Source organism: Nocardioides sp. GY 10113 (genome assembly GCF_004919105.1).
GTDB lineage: Bacteria > Actinomycetota > Actinomycetes > Propionibacteriales > Nocardioidaceae > Nocardioides.
In genome coordinates, this window is the sequence record NZ_STGK01000003.1 from 319,832 (window position 1) to 335,143 (window position 15,312).

Consider the following 15,312-nt stretch of genomic DNA (forward strand, 5'->3'; position numbering starts at 1 on the left):
TCGGCGCTACCAGTTGCCGGGGGAGGACGGCAGCGGGTGCGCCTGGTCGTGGATCACGTAGGCGAGGCCGCCGGAGGCCTCCAGCCACACCTTCTCGAACTGGTCGCGGCCGTAGGTGCGGCGCACGCCCGCGCGGGTCGAGGACGCCGGGTCGTTGACGACCACGTCGCCGTTCTGGCGGAAGCCGGAGATCACCAGCAGGTGGCCGTTGGAGGCCGAGATGGGCGTGCCGTCGAGCTCTCCGCGGCCGAAGGCCACCGAGACCACCAACGGGATGCCCGCCGCGATGAACCGCTCGGCCTCGCGCAGCGAGCGGAGTCGGGTCACGAACGCCTTGCCGGCCAACGGGGCGGCGTACGCGGTGGTGAACGGCCAGTTGCCGGTGCCGTCGTAGGTGTGGTCGTAGGTCATCCGGGCCGCGTGGTCGACCCACGGGTCGGTGTGCTCGCCGGCCACCCAGCGGTAGGTCCGCGGCCGCGGCAGGGCGTCGTAGTAGCCCAGCACCATGGAGGTAGAGGTCGGTGAGCACCACGCCTCTCCGCCTCCGCCCCACTCCGGGTAGTGGCCGGTGTGCACCATCTGCGAGTAGCGCGGCACCGGCAGCACGATTCCGCGACCGGGGCCCGGGGTCGAGGTCGCGCCCGCGGTGGAGGGCAGCGCGGAGGCCATCGCCGTGGTCAGGTCGAGCGAGGGACGGGCGCCGCCGCCGGCGCCGCGCAGCAGCACCACGCGCAGCTGGTACGACGCCAGGCCGGTGGTGCGCCAGGTGTCCACCGCCACGCTGGTGCCGTCGTCGGTCTGTCCCGAGACCGAGGAGCGCTGGATCCGCTTGTCGCCGCGCGCCCAGCGGCCCAGCACGTCCCAGGAGGTACGGCTGCCGCCGGTCCCGGCGCTGCGACCCCGGACGCGGACCTCGATCCAGCTGGCGCCCGGGGTGGCGGCGGACCAGGACGCGATCAGCTCGGTGAAGGAGAAGCCGGGGGCGATCCAGGGGGAGTCCCAGCGGGCGACCTCGTAGCGGTGCCCGTTGTAGCGACGGGTGCCGACGGGGCTGTCGAACCGCAGCCGGTCGTCGACGACCGTGGCGCCGGCGGCCCGGCCGGTCCGCCACTCGTCCGCGGTGTCGAAGCGGGCCAGGTCGATGTCGCGCGCGGTCGACGCGGCCGTCGTGATCGCGCCGGTCTCGCCGCCGGTCGCCGTGCATCCGGTGAGGGTTGCGGTGGTGGCGAGCGCCACGGTCAGCAGGATCGGTCCCAGCAGGCGGCGCATGTGCCCCAACGTAAAGTCACACACGCCCCATCCGTCGCAGGCGTGCCGTGGGCCCTCGGGTTCCGGCGCTGGGCGCAGGGCCCCACCTGCCTCCCGACCCACCGCGTCGTGGATGTGGGCGTGCCTCCCGCGATCCCTAGACTGGGCGGGTGACGATCAGGCTGTATGACTCCTCCACCCGCGAGGTCCGTGACTTCGTGCCGCTCCGTGAGGGCGAAGTGGGTCTCTACGTCTGTGGCCTGACCGTGCAGAGCGAGCCCCACGTCGGCCACGTCCGCTCCGGCGTCAACTTCGACGTGCTGCAGCGCTGGCTGCGGGCGAAGGGGTTCGCGGTCACCTTCATCCGCAACGTGACCGACATCGACGACAAGATCCTGGCGAAGTCCGCCGAGCAGGGCCGACCCTGGTACAACCTCGCCGCCACGATGCACCGCGAGCTGTCCAAGGCCTACGACGCGCTCAACGTCGCGCCGCCGACCTACGAGCCGCTGGCCACCGGGCACGTTCCCGAGATGATCGTGCTGATCGAGGACCTGATCGCGCGCGGCCACGCCTACCCGGCCGGCGACGGCTCGGGCGACGTCTACTTCGACGTGCGCTCGTGGGGCGAGTACGGCTCGCTGACCCGCCAGGGCGTGGACGACATGGAGCCAGCCGGCGACGCCGACCCGCGCGGCAAGCGCGACCCCCGCGACTTCGCCCTGTGGAAGGGTCGCAAGGACTCCGAGCCCGAGACCGCCTCCTGGCCCAGCCCCTGGGGCCCCGGCCGCCCCGGCTGGCACATCGAGTGCTCCGCGATGGCCGGCAAGTACCTCGGCGACGCCTTCGACATCCACGGCGGCGGCGTGGACCTGCGCTTCCCGCACCACGAGAACGAGCAGGCGCAGTCCCGCGCCGCGGGGCGGCCCTTCGCGTCGTACTGGATGCACAACGCGTGGATCACCACCGCCGGCGAGAAGATGTCGAAGTCGCTGGGCAACTCGCTGACCATCCCGGCGGTGCTGCAGCGCTTCCGCGGCATCGAGCTGCGCTACTACCTGGTGGCCGCGCACTACCGCTCGCACGTCGAGTTCAGCTTCGAGGCGCTGGAGGAGGCTGCGGTGGCGTTCGGCCGCGTCGAGAGCTTCCTCGAGCGTGCCGGCGAGAGCGCGGTCGACCTGGCGACGCTGCCCGCGGCGTTCGTCGCGGCGATGGACGACGACCTCGGTACGGCGGCCGCCACCGCCGTCCTGCACGACACCGTTCGCGAGGGCAACCGCCGGCTCGCGGCCGGCGAGGACGCGGGCGCCGTGGCCACCGCGGTGCGGACCATGCTCGACGTGCTCGGCCTCGACCCCGCCGACCCGGCGTGGGCCGGCAGCGGCTCCGCCGGGGCCGACGAGAAGCTGAGCGCCGCGGTGGACGCGCTGGTGCGCGGACTGCTCGAGGAGCGGGCCGCTGCGCGCGCTGACAAGGACTGGGCGCGGGCGGACGCGATCCGGGACCGCATCAAGGTGGCCGGCATCGAGGTCACCGACACCCCCGACGGACCCAAGTGGACGGTTGACTGATGGCTGGGGTCTCGCACCGCCCATCGCTCGTCCCTCGCGACGGGCTCCTCCACCACCGACAGGCACCGACGTGCCTCCCTCATGACTACCGGAGAGGTCACTGACGTGGCTGGTAACTCTTCGCGCCGCGGCGCGATTCGCAAGACGAGCAAGAAGCCCACCGCCGGCTCGGGCGGCCGCGTGAAGCGCGGGCTCGAGGGCAAGGGTCCGACCCCGCGCGCCGAGGACCGGCCCTACCACAAGGCCCACAAGGCGAAGAACGCCAAGGAGGGCGGCCAGGGCAGTGCCCGCAAGCCGGGGCCGCGGCGTCGCAACAGCGGCGACGCCGAGATGATCGTCGGCCGCAACCCGGTGCTCGAGGCGCTGCGTGAGGGCGTCCCGGTCAGCGGCGTCTACGTCGCCGAGGGTGCGGAGCGTGACGGCCGCCTCAAGGAGGTCTTCCAGCTCTGCGCCGAGATGGGCATCAGCCTGCTCGAGATCAACCGCCGCGAGCTGGACCGGATCACCAGCGAGGCCGTCCACCAGGGCCTCGCCGCCAAGGTGCCGCCGTACGAGTACGCGCACCCCGACGACCTCCTCGACCATGCCCGCAGCCAGGGCGAGAAGCCGCTGATCGTGGTCCTCGACCAGGTCACCGACCCGCGCAACCTGGGCGCGATCATCCGCTCGGCCGCCGGCTTCGGCGCGCACGGCGTGGTGATCCCCGAGCGCCGCGCGGCCTCGATGACCGCCTCCGCCTGGAAGACCTCGGCGGGCGCCGCGGCCCGGATCCCGGTCGCGCAGACCGTCAACCTGACCCGCCAGCTCAAGGCCTACCAGGAGTCCGGCTGCTTCGTGGTCGGCCTGGCCGCCGACGGCGACCTGTCGCTGCGCGAGCTGGTCGAGGACCCCGACCTGGCCCAGGGCGCGCTGGTGGTCGTGGTCGGCTCCGAGGGCGGCGGTCTCTCCCGCCTCGTCGCCGAGACCTGTGACCGGCTGGTGTCGATCCCGATGTCGAGCTCGCTGGAGTCGCTCAACGCCGGGGTCGCCGCCTCCGTCGTGCTGTACGCCGTCGCGGAGGCCCGCGCCTGACCTCGACCGACGCTCCCGACACCCCCCAGGCGACCGGCCGGCCCTCGACGGGCGGGCCGGCACAGCCCGGCGGGTCGGGTGGCGCCGGCCGATCCGACCTGGGTCGGGTGGCGCTGCGCGTCGCGGCGTACGGCGCCGCCTGGCTGGTGCTCGCGGTCGGGCTGAGCCTGCTGCTCTTCACCACCTCGCACCGCACCGTCGACGTGGCCAGCCACGAGGCTGACCTGAAGCCGGACCTGAGCGGCGAGGTGGTGGTCCGCACCGGGCCGATCCTGCCCGACGTGCGGGTCGACTCCGGCTCGCCCGTCGGGGTCCAGATCCTGCTCGGCAAGACCGACGTCGCCGACGTCGAGGCGCTGACCCAGCGCTACGCGACGATCGCCAGCAACCCCGACGGCCAGGTCGCCAAGGTGACCGGCGCGCTGCAGGAGATGGCGGTGGACGCCGCGGTCCGCGGTGCCGCGCTCGCGGTGCTGCCCTTGATGGCCTGGGTCGCCGTGGGACGGACCAGACGCCGCCGGCTCTACCGGCACCTGGTCAGCCGGGGCGGGATCGTCACCGGCACCGTGCTCGTCCTGGTCGGCGTCGGCCTCGCCCAGCCCTGGCACTGGGGCAGCGGGCCGACCCGTCCGCCCGAGGAGTGGCAGAGCCTGCAGGACTTCCTGGGCCCGGAGGTCAGCCTGCCCGCGGAGGCGGCCGACGTCGAGGTCCTCGCCGCCGGCGTCACCCAGTCCACCCGCCGGATCGTCTCCAGCCTGGTGAGCAGCTACCGCCGGGGCGAGGCGTTCTACGCGAAGGCCGCCGAGGACGCCGCGCGCCTGGAGCTGCGCACGCCGGAGGAGGGCGAGACCGTCGTGCTGCTGGTCACCGACCGTCACGACAACGTCGGCATGGACGCCGTGGCCCGCGCCATCGGCGACGTGGGCGGCGCCACCGCTGTCTTCGACCTCGGCGACGACACCTCCACCGGCGAGACCTGGGAGGCGTTCTCGCTGGACTCTGTCTCCACCACGTTCGAGGACTGGGACCGCTGGGCGGTCGCCGGCAACCACGACAACGGGACCTTCGTCCGCGAGTACATGGAGGACCTGGGCTGGACCTACTTCGACGGCGAGGTGATCGACGGTCCCGGCGGGTCGCGGCTGCTCGGTGTCGACGACCCCCGCTCCAGCGGCTTCGGGGACTGGCGCGACGAGACCGGGCTGAGCTTCGCCGAGGTCGAGGAGCGCGTGGCCGACGAGGCCTGCGCGGCCGACGAGCAGGGCGACCGGGTGTCGACGCTGATCGTCCACGACAACAACCTCGGCGACACCGCCCTGGAGCGCGGCTGCGTGGACCTGGTGGTCGCCGGTCACACGCACGTCCAGGACGGCCCGACGCCGACGGTCGCGGAGGACGGCAGGACCGGGTACACCTTCGTGACGGGCACGACCGGCGGGGCGGCGTACGCCGTCGCGCTGGGGTCGAAGCTGCGCCGCGCCGCCGGGGTAGCGCTGGTGACCTACCGCGACGGGCGCCCGGTCGGCATCCAGGGCGTCACCCTGCAGACCAACGGCCGCTACGACGTCGACGCGTGGATGCCGCTGGACTACGGGGACGGCGACGCCACCCCGGGGCGCGGCGACAGCGGGACCGCGGGCAGGAACGGCGGCGGCTCGGGCGGGAACGACGGCGCCGACGCTGGCTGATCGGATGCCACGAGCGGGGTCGTGTGCCTGAGGCCCCGTGTTCCGGTGTGTCGGGCACACGACCCCGCCCCGACGCCCACCGCGACGTTGCGCGCCCGTAGGCTGGTGGCCGGTTGACGCCGATCCCCGGTTGGTCTGCCGGCAGGGCCCGCCTGACTTTGAATCAGGACAAGCGACGTAGGTTCGACTCCTACCCGGGGAGCCAGACCGCAGCGCACACCGAGCGTGCTCGGATCACCTCGCCGGCCGCCATACGCCCATCTGGCCGTCCGCTGCGGTGGCCGGAACGTCGAAAGCCCGTGCGGCGGGCTCGGGGACGTCGCCGTACGACACCTGGTAGAACCGAGTAGGCCGCCCCGGCGCGATCGCGCCACCCGGTCGGCAGCCCCGAGGAGCCAGACGTGGACGAGGCGACGACGCGCCCGGCGGTGCATCCGTGACCGCCACCGCGATCGCCGTGCTCTCCGCGCTCGTCGCCGCCTGGGCGCTGATGTCGGGCGCGCTCTCCCGCCACAACGTCACCGGTCCGATGGTCTTCGTGGCGGCCGGCTACCTGCTGGGCAACCCGGACTGGGGGCCGATGGGGGTGGACGTCGCCACCGAGTCGGCGCGGGTGATCGCCGAGGTGACCCTCGCCCTGCTGCTCTTCGCCGACGCGTCCCGGATCGATCCGGAGCAGCTGCGCCACACGGCCGCCGTACCGGCCCGGCTGCTGGGCGTCGGACTCCCGCTGGCGATGATCGCCGGCACCGCCGCGGCGGTCGTCCTGGTCGCCGACCTGCCGTGGGTCCTGGCGCTGTTCGTCGGAGCGGCGTTGGCGCCGACCGACGCCGCGCTGAGCGCCGCGGTGATCACCGACGAGCGGGTGCCCCTGCGGCTGCGGCGCTCGCTCAACGTCGAGAGCGGCCTGAACGACGGCATCGCCACGCCGGTGGTCAGCATGGCGCTGGCGGCGAGTGCCGCCGTGTTCGGGCTGAGCGGGGGCGCCGAGTCGGTCGCGGTGGTCGACGCCCTGCGCGAGCTGGGTCTCGGCGTGCTCGCCGGTGCGCTGGTCGGCGGCGTCGGCGCCTGGGCGACCGATCGGGCCTTGCGCCGCGGGTGGGCCTCCGCGGACGCGCGTGCCATGGCGGTGCTCGCCCTGGCGGTCGTCGCCTACGCCTCGGCCCTGGCATCCGGCGGCAACGGCTTCATCGCGGCGTTCGTCGCCGGACTGGCGTTCAGCGGCGTCAGCGCCAGGGACGCGGCCGACGACGGTGCCGTGGTGCTCCCCGAGCTCGGCGGTGAGCTGCTGGCGCTGGTGGTGTGGTTCCTCTTCGGCGCGGGGCTGGTGCCGATCATCGTGACCAACATCGACCTCGCCGCGGTCACCTTCGCGGTGCTGGCGCTGACGGTGCTGCGGATGGTGCCGGTCGGGATCGCGCTGATCGGCTCGGGGCTGTCGCGCCGCGACGTGCTGTTCCTCGGCTGGTTCGGCCCGCGGGGGCTGGCCTCGGTGGTCTTCGCGCTGCTCGCCGTCGAGGCGCTCGCCGAGTCCGAGCACCCGTTGGCGGCGTGGGCGGTCGCCGCGATCGCGTTCACCGTGCTGCTGAGCGTGGTCCTGCACGGCCTGAGCGCCGGCCCGGCCGCCCGCCGTTTCGGTACGCCGGAGGGCCGGCCGCCCGAGGTCGGGCCGGCGCCGACCGCGCGGCGGCAGCGGTTGGTGGCCGCGGACGCGGTCCGTCGACGCGGGGGCGATGGTGGCCGGTGAGGTCGCGGCGGGGGCCCCGCCGCGGCACGAGGGATGACGTGGCTTGCGGGACGGTCGGGCTCGTGCCGCCACGTGGTTGGCGTCGTGTGCCTGATGCCCCGCTATTGCGGGGTCTGGGGCCCACGACTCGGGTGGGGTGGGGTGCCGTCCGCGTCGTGTGCCTGACGCCCCGCTATTGCGGAGTCTGGGGCACACGACTCGGGTGGGGTGGGGCGCCGTCGGCGTCGTGTGCCTGACACCCCGCTATCCCGATGCCTCAGGCACACGACCCGCCTCCGGGACCGGTAGCCCACACCACCGCCTGCTCTCTCCGCTCCCCACTGACCCATCGGTCGTCGGGCCGCCGGCGTCGGGCGGCCGGCGTCGTCGGGCCGCCGGCGTCGGCCAGGCTCAGGCCCAGCGCACCGCGTCGGCGACGTCGACGCGCGGCAGCCGGGGGAACCAGGGGTCGTCGCCCGGGTGGCCGATGTTGACCACGAGGTGGGACTTCCACGGCGTACCGGCGAAGAACTCCTCGTCGATCCCGGCGGCGTTGAAGCCCGCCATCGGGCCGGCGGCCAGTCCGTGGGCGCGGACGGCGAGGAAGAACTGGCCGGTGGCGAGCGCGGCGCTGTACTTCGAGATCGGCTCGCGGGCCTCGGCCGGCATGGCTCCGAAGTTCTTCACGAACATCTCGGCGCGGTCGGGGAAGGTGACGCGGAACTGCTCGTGGAAGTCGGCGTCGTAGGCGAGCACGGCGACGACGGGGGCGGCGGCGGCCTTGGTGCGGTTGCTGCCCTCGGCGATGTGGGGGAGCAGCCGGGCCTTGCCCTCGTCGGTGCGCACGAAGAGCACGCGCAGCGGCTGGCTGTTGGCCATGGTCGGGGCGAAGCGGGTCAGCTCCCAGATGCCGCGCAGCTCCTCGTCGGTGACGGGGCGGTCGGAGAAGGAGTTGGCGGTGCGCGCCTCGGTGAAGAGGAGGGCGCGTGAGGTGTCGTCCAGCGTCTCGAGTGCGGTGACGGTCATGGCTACTCCTTGAGTCGGTGTCGCTTGGCAATTCGATGATACTTCTAAAATAGAAGTGGCAGTCAAGTCCGTAGTGGGGGTACCGTTGGTCACATGACGTCTCGCACCCAGGCCGCGCCAGGCCCCGTGGTCGGCGAGGCCACCGCGCCCGCGCCCGACGTCCGTTCCTGCGACGGCGCGCTGTCCCGCGCGTTCCAGTTCCTGGGCAAGCGGTGGAACGGGATGCTGATCAGCGTGCTCGGCGGGGGGCCGGCCGGCTTCGCCGAGCTCAAGCGGGTGCTCGGCATCAGCGACTCGGTGCTCTCGGACCGGCTCGCCGAGCTGACCGGTGCCGGCCTGGTCCAGCGGACGGTCGACGCCGGGCCGCCGGTCACCGTCGCGTACGCGCTCACGGATGCCGGCCAGGCGCTGCTCCCGGCGCTGCACGCCCTGGGCGACTGGGCCCGGGACAACCTCGACGAGGCCATCTGCGCCCGACACGGGTGAGAGGCTGGTCGCGTGCAGCGCTGGTTTCGTCGCTCCCTGTGGGAGGTGGTGCCGCGCGACCACCGCGACACGGTCGTCGCGCTCCGGCGACGGCAGGTCGTCGCCGTGGTCACCATCCTGCTCGGCGCCGGGCTCCTCGGCGTCAGCCTGCGGATCGAGCCCGGGAGCGTCTGGTTCTATCCGGCGACCCTCGCGGTGGCTCTGGTATGGACCGTCGGCGCCTTCGCCTCGGGTCCGCTGCACCTCGGCCGGATCGCCCACCCGCGCGACGGTGAGCACCTGATCCGGCCCGTCGTGGCGCCGGTGCTGGTCGGCCTGGCCCTCGCCGCGCTCTTCCTGGTCGGCGGGCTGGTCGTGCGCGAGATCCCCTGGCTGGACCAGCAGGTCAGCGCGGTCCTCGACTTCGCCGACGAGGGCGCCACCGCGGCGGTGCTCGTGGTGACTCTGGCCAACGGGGTGGCCGAGGAGCTGTTCTTCCGCGGCGCGCTCTATGCGGCCGTCACCCGGCACCCCGTGGTCTGGACGAGCGTCGCCTACGTGGTCGCCACCCTGGCCACCGGCAACGTCATGCTCGCCTTCGCCGCCATCCTGCTCGGCGTCGTCGTCGGCCTGCAGCGCCGCGCCTCCGGCGGGATCCTGGCACCGATCCTGACCCACTGCACCTGGTCGGTGGCGATGCTCTTCGTGCTGCCGACCCTGTTCGGCTGAGCCCCGAGGACGGGAACTAGATGTCCTGCCCGTCGGCCAGGCGCTCGGCCAGCGCCCGACGCACCGCCTCCTCGTAGGGGAGCGGCTCGCCCGGCACGATCTCCCGGATCCGGTGGTCGCTGACCACCACCTCGGTCCCCATCGAGTCGATCAGGTTCCGACCGGTGGTGACGTCGACGTCGGTCACCAACGCCAGCCAGTACGACGACAGGCGCGGTGTCAGCACGGGGACCCGGATGATCGGCACCGGTCGCGTGCCGGCCGCGTGGGAGGCCTCCCGCAGCATGTCGATGTAGGTCATCACCTCCGGGCCGCCGACCTCGTAGACCTCGCCGTACGCACGCTCCACGCCGATCACGCCGGCCAGGTAGCGGACCACGTCGTCCAGGGCGATCGGCTGGGTGCGGGTGCTGGTCCAGCGCGGCACGATCATCGCCGGCAGGTTCTTCACCAGCTGTCGGGTGAGCTCCCAGGAGATGCCGCCGTGGCCGACCACGATCGCGGCGCGCAGCACCGTGACCGGGACCCCGGTCGAGGCGAGCAGCCCCTCCACCTCCCGGCGCGAGCGCAGGTGCGGGGAGAGGTCCTGGTCATCGGCGCCGAGGCCGCCGAGGTAGACGATCTGCCGCACGCCGGCGTCGGCCGCCGCGGCCGCGAAGCTCCTGGCCGCGGCGGCGTCGCGCTCCTCGAAGTCCGGCTGGTCCAGCGCGTGCACCAGGTAGACCGCGACGTCGACGCCGGCCAGGGCCGAGGCCAGCGACGCGGGATCGGCGACGTCGCCGCCCACGGCGGTCGCCGGGCCGTCGTACTCCTCCGGGCGGCGGGTCATGGCGCGCACCTCGAGGCCGCGCTCGACCAGCGCGGGCACCAGCCGCCGTCCGATGAAGCCGGTGGCGCCGGTGACGAGGACCGTCGGGTCGTCCATGGCCCCACCGTAGCGAGGCGCGGCGGATCTGGGCCGGGTCTCGATTCCCTGGCGGCAGTCGGCGCCGCGTGCGATCCTCACCCTGACCCTTCCACCGCGACTCCCGAGCGGTGTCGCCGGGTGCTTCTCGCGTTCTCAGGTCAGGGCAGGAGATGGTCCGATGACGATTCAGCCGGAGGTCCCCAGCGCGCTGCCGAACGCGGACCTCGCCGTGCGTCGGTACGGCGAGCGGGGCAGGGCCTGGCTGGACGGGATGTGGCACGCCGATCCGCTGGCGGACGCCGTGGTCAACGATCGCGCCGGCAGCGGAGCCGCGCTGCGGGCGGTGCGGGCGATCGTGGAGAAGAGCGCACGTGCCGTGGACGACCCGCCCGACTCGGCCCTTGCGCTGCTGCACCAGATCACCACCGAGCCCGCCTGGCTGGAGCGGGAGCGGCTGGACCGCGCCGCCGACGTGCTGGTCCGCTACAGCGCGCAGTGGGGCCTGGTGCTGGGCGCCGCCTCGCTCCTGGCCGGCGCGGACAACTGGATCGCCGCCAAGCCGCTGCTGCTGACCGGTCGCTACGGCCACCAGCCGGCGGTCCGCTCGATCGAGGTCGGCGAGTGGCTGGCCACCGTCGTGCGCCCGGGCGGGATGGAGATCGGCGGGCCGGGATTCGCCCGCACCGTGCGGGTGCGGCTGATCCACGCCCACGTGCGCCGCCACGTCACCAGCCACGCCGCCTGGGACCTGGCCGCGTGGGGGGTGCCGGTCCCGCAGCCCTACATGGCGTTCACGCTCGCCGAGTTCGGGCACATCTCGCTGGCCGCGATGGCGCAGCTCGGCGTGCGGCTGACCCCCGCCGAGCTCGACGACATCTACCACCTGTGGCGCTACGTCGGGCACGTGATCGGCGTCGCCCCCGAGCTCAACCCGACCGGCGAGGCCGACCACGTCGCGATCGAGGGCCTCTACCGGCTCACCTCGCCCGGCCCCGACCAGCACAGCCGCGACTTCGTCCGGGCGCTGACCGAGGACTACCTGGCGCCCCAGCTGGCCACCCTGCTGGTCGGTCCGCGGCGGCTGCGCGAGGACGCCGCCCGCCGGATGATGTACGGCATGTCGCGGGTCTTCCTCGGCGACGAGGCGGCGGACGCGCTAGAGATCCCCGACGGCGGCGCCAAGCACGTCGTACGCGCACTGCGTCCCGGACTGTTCCTCGCCGACCAGGCCCGGCTGCTGGCCTTCGGGCGGGAGCGCCTGAGTGCTCGCGGCTACCAGGCGCGTGACCGGGAGCTGCTCCGGCTCAAGCGGGAGCACGGGATGGTCCACGACCTGGTCGACGCGGTGCCCGGCGCCGTGGGCCACGCCGACTGAGCAGGGCGGTGCGGGTGAGCAGCGTGGTCGAGCACAGCGTCGAGATCGACGCACCGGTCCGTGAGGTCTTCGACTACGTCGACGACTTCTCCCGGATCAAGGAGTGGATGTACGGACTGCACACGATCGAGCCCGTCACCGAGCAGACCCGGGGTGTGGGTGCCACCTACGACGGCGTGATGAAGGTCGGCGTGCACCTCTCCTCGCGGATCCAGTGCACCGCGTGGGAGCGGGACAGGTTGATCGAGATCAGCTCGGTGAAGGGCGTGCACAACGTCCAGCGTTGGTACTTCACCGACCTGGGCGGCGACCGCACCCGGGTCGAGGCGTGGATCAGCTACCGCCTCCCGGGCGGGCCCGCGGGCCGGGCGATGGCGGCCGCGGTGCGGCCGCTCATCGGCGTCGCGATCAAGCACACCAGCGAGCACCTGGTGCGCAACATCGAGCGTCGCTGAGCGCTCGGCCGGCTCTGGGACGGGCGCGATCCGGGCCCGGTGCCCCACCCGGGCGTGACGACCGCCACAGTTCTCCGTTGTTCCTCCGGGAGGAGTACCGGAGGAGAGACATGGGGAACCGACCGACCAGGCTGGTCGCGGCGCTGACCGGCGCCGCCCTGACCGCCACCCTCGCGCTGACCGGGCCGGCGTACGCCGCGCCGACGCGAGCTGCCACCACCGGCGCGGCGCCGGCCGCCGTGGAGGACGACCCGTCACCGCTGGACGCCCCGTTCTACCGCTACCGCGGCCGGACGCCGCTGCGGAAGATCGCGCCGGGGACGGTGCTCAAGCGGCGCACCGTCCGCTACAGCATCCAGGGGCTCGACCTGCCGCTGAAGGCCCGCCAGCTGCTCTTCCGGACCGTCGACGTGCGGCGTCGCCCCGCGCTCGGCGTGACCACGGTCCTCCGGCCCCCGCACGCGTCGGGTCGCGCGAAGGTGGTCTCCTACCAGTCGTTCTACGACTCCCTCGACCCCTCCGACCAGCCGTCGGCCGCGATCGCCGGCGGCCGCGGCCTGGGGGAGGCGGTGACCAACGTCGAGACGGGGCTGATCGCGCCGTTGCTGCTGGCCGGCTACACCGTCAACATCCCCGACACCGAGGGGCAGGGGGCGCACTTCGCGGCCGGTCCCGAGTACGGCTACGTCACCCTGGACTCGCTGCGCGCGCTGCGGGGGGCCCGGAAGGCGACCGGCGTCGGCCGCCGCGCGCCGATCGGGCTGATCGGCTACTCCGGCGGCGCGATCGCCAGCGAGTGGGCGGCCGAGCTCGCGTCGTCGTACGCCCCGGGCGTGGCGCGGCGGATCGTCGGCACCGCCATCGGCGGTGTCCTGGTCAACCCGGCGCACAACCTGCCGTACGTCGAGGGCTCGACGATCTGGGCGGGCGTGGCGCCGATGGCGCTGATCGGGATCGCGCGGGCGTTCGGGGTCGACCTGAACCGCTGGGCCAGTCCCGACGGTCGGGAGCTGCTCGCGAAGATGCAGGACGACACGATCGCCGAGGTGCTGGGCTTCCACTCGGGCCTGATGTGGGGCGACGTGGTCAAGAAGCGCTACCCGGAGCCCCGCAACATCCGGGCGTTCGTGCGGTTCTCCAACCGGCTGATCATGTCGACCGGCGGTACGCCGACCGCGCCGATGTTCATCGGGCAGGGCAACGCCGGCGAGCTGGAGGGCACCGACGCCGGCCCCGCGGGCATCGGCCCCGGGGACGGCGTGATGATCACCGGCGACGTGCGCACCCTGGCCCGCCGGTACTGCCGGCGTGGGGTGCGGGTGCAGTACGAGGAGTACGACCTGTCCCACTTCACCTCGATGGCGCTCTGGCTGCCCGACGCCTACCCCTGGCTGCTGGACCGGTTCGAGGGCGAGGCGGTACCGAGCAGCTGCGGGTCGATCAAGAAGGGCAACCCGCTGCGCCGGCTCACCTACGTCGCGCCCTGACCGGCCCCCGCTCCGGGCTGCGTAGGGTGGTTCCGTGACCGAGCAGCTGACCGTCATCGTCCTCGCCGCCGGCGGCGGCACCCGCATGAAGTCGAAGACGCCCAAGGTGCTGCACCCGATCGGTGGGCGCAGCATGATCGGGCACGTGCTGGCCGCGGTCGGCGCGCTCGACCCGGCTCGGCTCGTCGCGGTCGTGGGGCACCAGCGCGAGGTGGTCGGCCCGCACGTCACCGAGCGGGTCCCGGACGCGGTGCTCGCGGTGCAGGAGGACCAGCTCGGCACCGGGCACGCGGTGCGGGTCGCCCTCGAGGCGCTGGCCGAGGCCGGTCTCGCCCCGGAGTCGGGCACGGTGCTGGTCGCCAACGGCGACACCCCGCTCCTGGAGACCGCCACCCTGCAGGCCTTCCTCGACGCCCACACCGCTGCCTCCGCGGCCGTCAGTGTCCTCTCCGGCCTGGTCGAGGACCCGTTCGGCTACGGGCGGATCGTCCGCGACGCCGACGGATTCGTGGACGCGATCGTCGAGGAGAAGGACGCCACCGCGGAGCAGCGGGCGATCAACGAGATCAACTCCGGCATCCTCGCCTTCGACGCGAGCTTCCTCGCCGACTGCGTGACCCGGATCGACAACGACAACGCGAAGGGTGAGTACTACCTGACCACCGCCGTCGGGATCGCCCGCGGCGACGGGCTGGTGGTCAGCGCGCACGCCATCGAGGACGAGCTGCAGACCGAGGGCGCCAACGACCGCGCCCAGCTGGCCGCGCTCGGCCGCGAGCTCAACCGGCGCATCGTCACCCGGTGGATGCGCGACGGCGTCACCGTGATCGACCCCGAGACCACCTGGATCGACGTCGGGGTCGAGCTGGCGCCGGACGTCACCATCCTGCCGGGCACCCAGCTGCTCGGCGCCACCGTGGTCGCCGAGGACGCGGTGGTCGGCCCCGACACCACGCTGGCCGACTGCGAGGTCGGCGCCGGCGCGCGGGTCGTCCGGACGCACGCGCAGCTGGCGGTGATCGGCGCCGAGGCCAACGTCGGGCCGTTCAGCTACCTGCGCCCCGGCACCGTGGTCGGTGACCGCGGCAAGCTCGGCGCGTTCGTGGAGGCCAAGAACGCCGTGCTGGGCGAGGGCGCCAAGGTGCCGCACCTGTCCTACGTGGGTGACGCCGAGATCGGCGAGGGCACCAACATCGGCGCCGGCACGATCTTCGCCAACTACGACGGCGTGAACAAGCACCGCACCACGATCGGCCGGCACGCGCGGACCGGGTCCAACAACACCTTCATCGCCCCCGTCACCGTCGGCGACGGCGCCGGAACCGCCGGCGGCACCACCGTCCGCGAGGACGTCCCGCCGGGTGCGCTCGCCGTCAGCGCGGGCCCGCAGCGCAACCTGCTGGGCTGGGCCGAGCGCAGCCGCCCGGGCACCGCGCAGGCCCGGGCCGCGGCCGAGGCCTCTGGTGCGGATGTGACCCTCGACACGAGTGCGACATCTGAGTGACGCTGGGGTGAACGCCGGTTGGGAGCAACCGGCAGTTGGCGGCAGAATCGGAAACCGACA

Annotated in this window: 13 protein-coding genes and 1 tRNA gene; 11 read left to right on the plus strand and 3 right to left on the minus strand. The window is 73.5% G+C overall.

Annotation, left to right across the window (positions count from 1 at the left end; all coding sequences use genetic code 11):
- Positions 1-6 precede the first annotated feature (6 nt).
- A complete protein-coding gene (locus E8D34_RS05915; RefSeq protein ID WP_136593658.1) occupies positions 7-1,269 on the minus strand; it encodes a C39 family peptidase in 1,263 nt (420 codons plus the stop codon).
- A gap of 149 nt (positions 1,270-1,418) precedes the next feature.
- On the opposite strand from E8D34_RS05915, the gene cysS reads away from it, so the two are divergent.
- From cysS to E8D34_RS05940, 5 genes are all read left to right on the plus strand, one after another.
- A complete protein-coding gene (gene cysS / locus E8D34_RS05920; RefSeq protein WP_136593659.1) occupies positions 1,419-2,819 on the plus strand; it encodes a cysteine--tRNA ligase in 1,401 nt (466 codons plus the stop codon).
- A gap of 105 nt (positions 2,820-2,924) precedes the next feature.
- Positions 2,925-3,890 carry a 23S rRNA (guanosine(2251)-2'-O)-methyltransferase RlmB gene (gene rlmB / locus E8D34_RS05925; protein ID WP_136593660.1) on the plus strand — a complete coding sequence of 322 codons (966 nt, stop codon included), beginning with the start codon at positions 2,925-2,927 and terminating at the stop codon, positions 3,888-3,890.
- Positions 3,891-3,997: 107 nt separating this feature from the next.
- The gene (locus E8D34_RS05930; protein ID WP_240771136.1) at positions 3,998-5,578 is read left to right on the plus strand and encodes a metallophosphoesterase; all 1,581 of its coding nucleotides are present in this window, start codon (positions 3,998-4,000) and stop codon (positions 5,576-5,578) included.
- 123 nt (positions 5,579-5,701) lie between these two features.
- Positions 5,702-5,783: transfer RNA gene (locus tag E8D34_RS05935), tRNA-Gln, on the plus strand.
- Positions 5,784-6,014: 231 nt separating this feature from the next.
- Positions 6,015-7,325, plus strand: a complete 1,311-nt coding sequence (locus E8D34_RS05940; RefSeq protein WP_136593661.1) for a cation:proton antiporter — start codon at positions 6,015-6,017, stop codon at positions 7,323-7,325.
- A gap of 390 nt (positions 7,326-7,715) precedes the next feature.
- Here the strand turns inward: E8D34_RS05940 and E8D34_RS05945 are convergent, their stop codons facing one another.
- Positions 7,716-8,330 (minus strand): malonic semialdehyde reductase, encoded by a 615-nt coding sequence (locus E8D34_RS05945; protein ID WP_136593662.1) that lies wholly within the window; start codon positions 8,328-8,330, stop codon positions 7,716-7,718.
- Positions 8,331-8,423: 93 nt separating this feature from the next.
- Between E8D34_RS05945 and E8D34_RS05950 the strand changes: the two genes are divergently transcribed.
- Positions 8,424-8,816 carry a helix-turn-helix domain-containing protein gene (locus E8D34_RS05950; protein ID WP_136593663.1) on the plus strand — a complete coding sequence of 131 codons (393 nt, stop codon included), beginning with the start codon at positions 8,424-8,426 and terminating at the stop codon, positions 8,814-8,816.
- A gap of 12 nt (positions 8,817-8,828) precedes the next feature.
- A complete protein-coding gene (locus tag E8D34_RS05955; protein ID WP_136593664.1) occupies positions 8,829-9,524 on the plus strand; it encodes a type II CAAX endopeptidase family protein in 696 nt (231 codons plus the stop codon).
- Positions 9,525-9,540: 16 nt separating this feature from the next.
- Here E8D34_RS05955 and E8D34_RS05960 read toward each other — a convergent pair whose 3' ends face one another.
- Positions 9,541-10,449 carry an NAD(P)H-binding protein gene (locus E8D34_RS05960; protein WP_136593665.1) on the minus strand — a complete coding sequence of 303 codons (909 nt, stop codon included), beginning with the start codon at positions 10,447-10,449 and terminating at the stop codon, positions 9,541-9,543.
- Positions 10,450-10,609: 160 nt separating this feature from the next.
- On the opposite strand from E8D34_RS05960, the gene E8D34_RS05965 reads away from it, so the two are divergent.
- From E8D34_RS05965 to glmU, 4 genes are all read left to right on the plus strand, one after another.
- The gene (locus E8D34_RS05965) at positions 10,610-11,806 is read left to right on the plus strand and encodes an oxygenase MpaB family protein (protein ID WP_206056568.1); all 1,197 of its coding nucleotides are present in this window, start codon (positions 10,610-10,612) and stop codon (positions 11,804-11,806) included.
- Between the two features lie 14 nt (positions 11,807-11,820).
- Positions 11,821-12,261: an SRPBCC family protein gene (locus tag E8D34_RS05970; protein WP_168929345.1), complete on the plus strand. Its 441-nt coding sequence runs from the start codon at positions 11,821-11,823 to the stop codon at positions 12,259-12,261.
- Positions 12,262-12,371: 110 nt separating this feature from the next.
- Positions 12,372-13,748 carry a lipase family protein gene (locus E8D34_RS05975; RefSeq protein WP_136593667.1) on the plus strand — a complete coding sequence of 459 codons (1,377 nt, stop codon included), beginning with the start codon at positions 12,372-12,374 and terminating at the stop codon, positions 13,746-13,748.
- 34 nt (positions 13,749-13,782) lie between these two features.
- Positions 13,783-15,252, plus strand: a complete 1,470-nt coding sequence (gene glmU, locus E8D34_RS05980; RefSeq protein WP_136593668.1) for a bifunctional UDP-N-acetylglucosamine diphosphorylase/glucosamine-1-phosphate N-acetyltransferase GlmU — start codon at positions 13,783-13,785, stop codon at positions 15,250-15,252.
- Positions 15,253-15,312 lie beyond the last annotated feature (60 nt).

Excerpts from the sequence above, each read along its gene's own strand:
- E8D34_RS05915 (WP_136593658.1), bottom strand. The coding sequence starts at position 1,269 with ATGCGCCGCCTGCTGGGACCGATCCTGCTGACCGTGGCGCTCGCCACC.
- E8D34_RS05945 (WP_136593662.1), bottom strand. The coding sequence starts at position 8,330 with ATGACCGTCACCGCACTCGAGACGCTGGACGACACCTCACGCGCCCTC.
- E8D34_RS05950 (WP_136593663.1), top strand. The coding sequence starts at position 8,424 with ATGACGTCTCGCACCCAGGCCGCGCCAGGCCCCGTGGTCGGCGAGGCC.
- E8D34_RS05960 (WP_136593665.1), bottom strand. The coding sequence starts at position 10,449 with ATGGACGACCCGACGGTCCTCGTCACCGGCGCCACCGGCTTCATCGGA.
- E8D34_RS05965 (WP_206056568.1), top strand. The coding sequence starts at position 10,610 with ATGACGATTCAGCCGGAGGTCCCCAGCGCGCTGCCGAACGCGGACCTC.
- E8D34_RS05975 (WP_136593667.1), top strand. The coding sequence starts at position 12,372 with ATGGGGAACCGACCGACCAGGCTGGTCGCGGCGCTGACCGGCGCCGCC.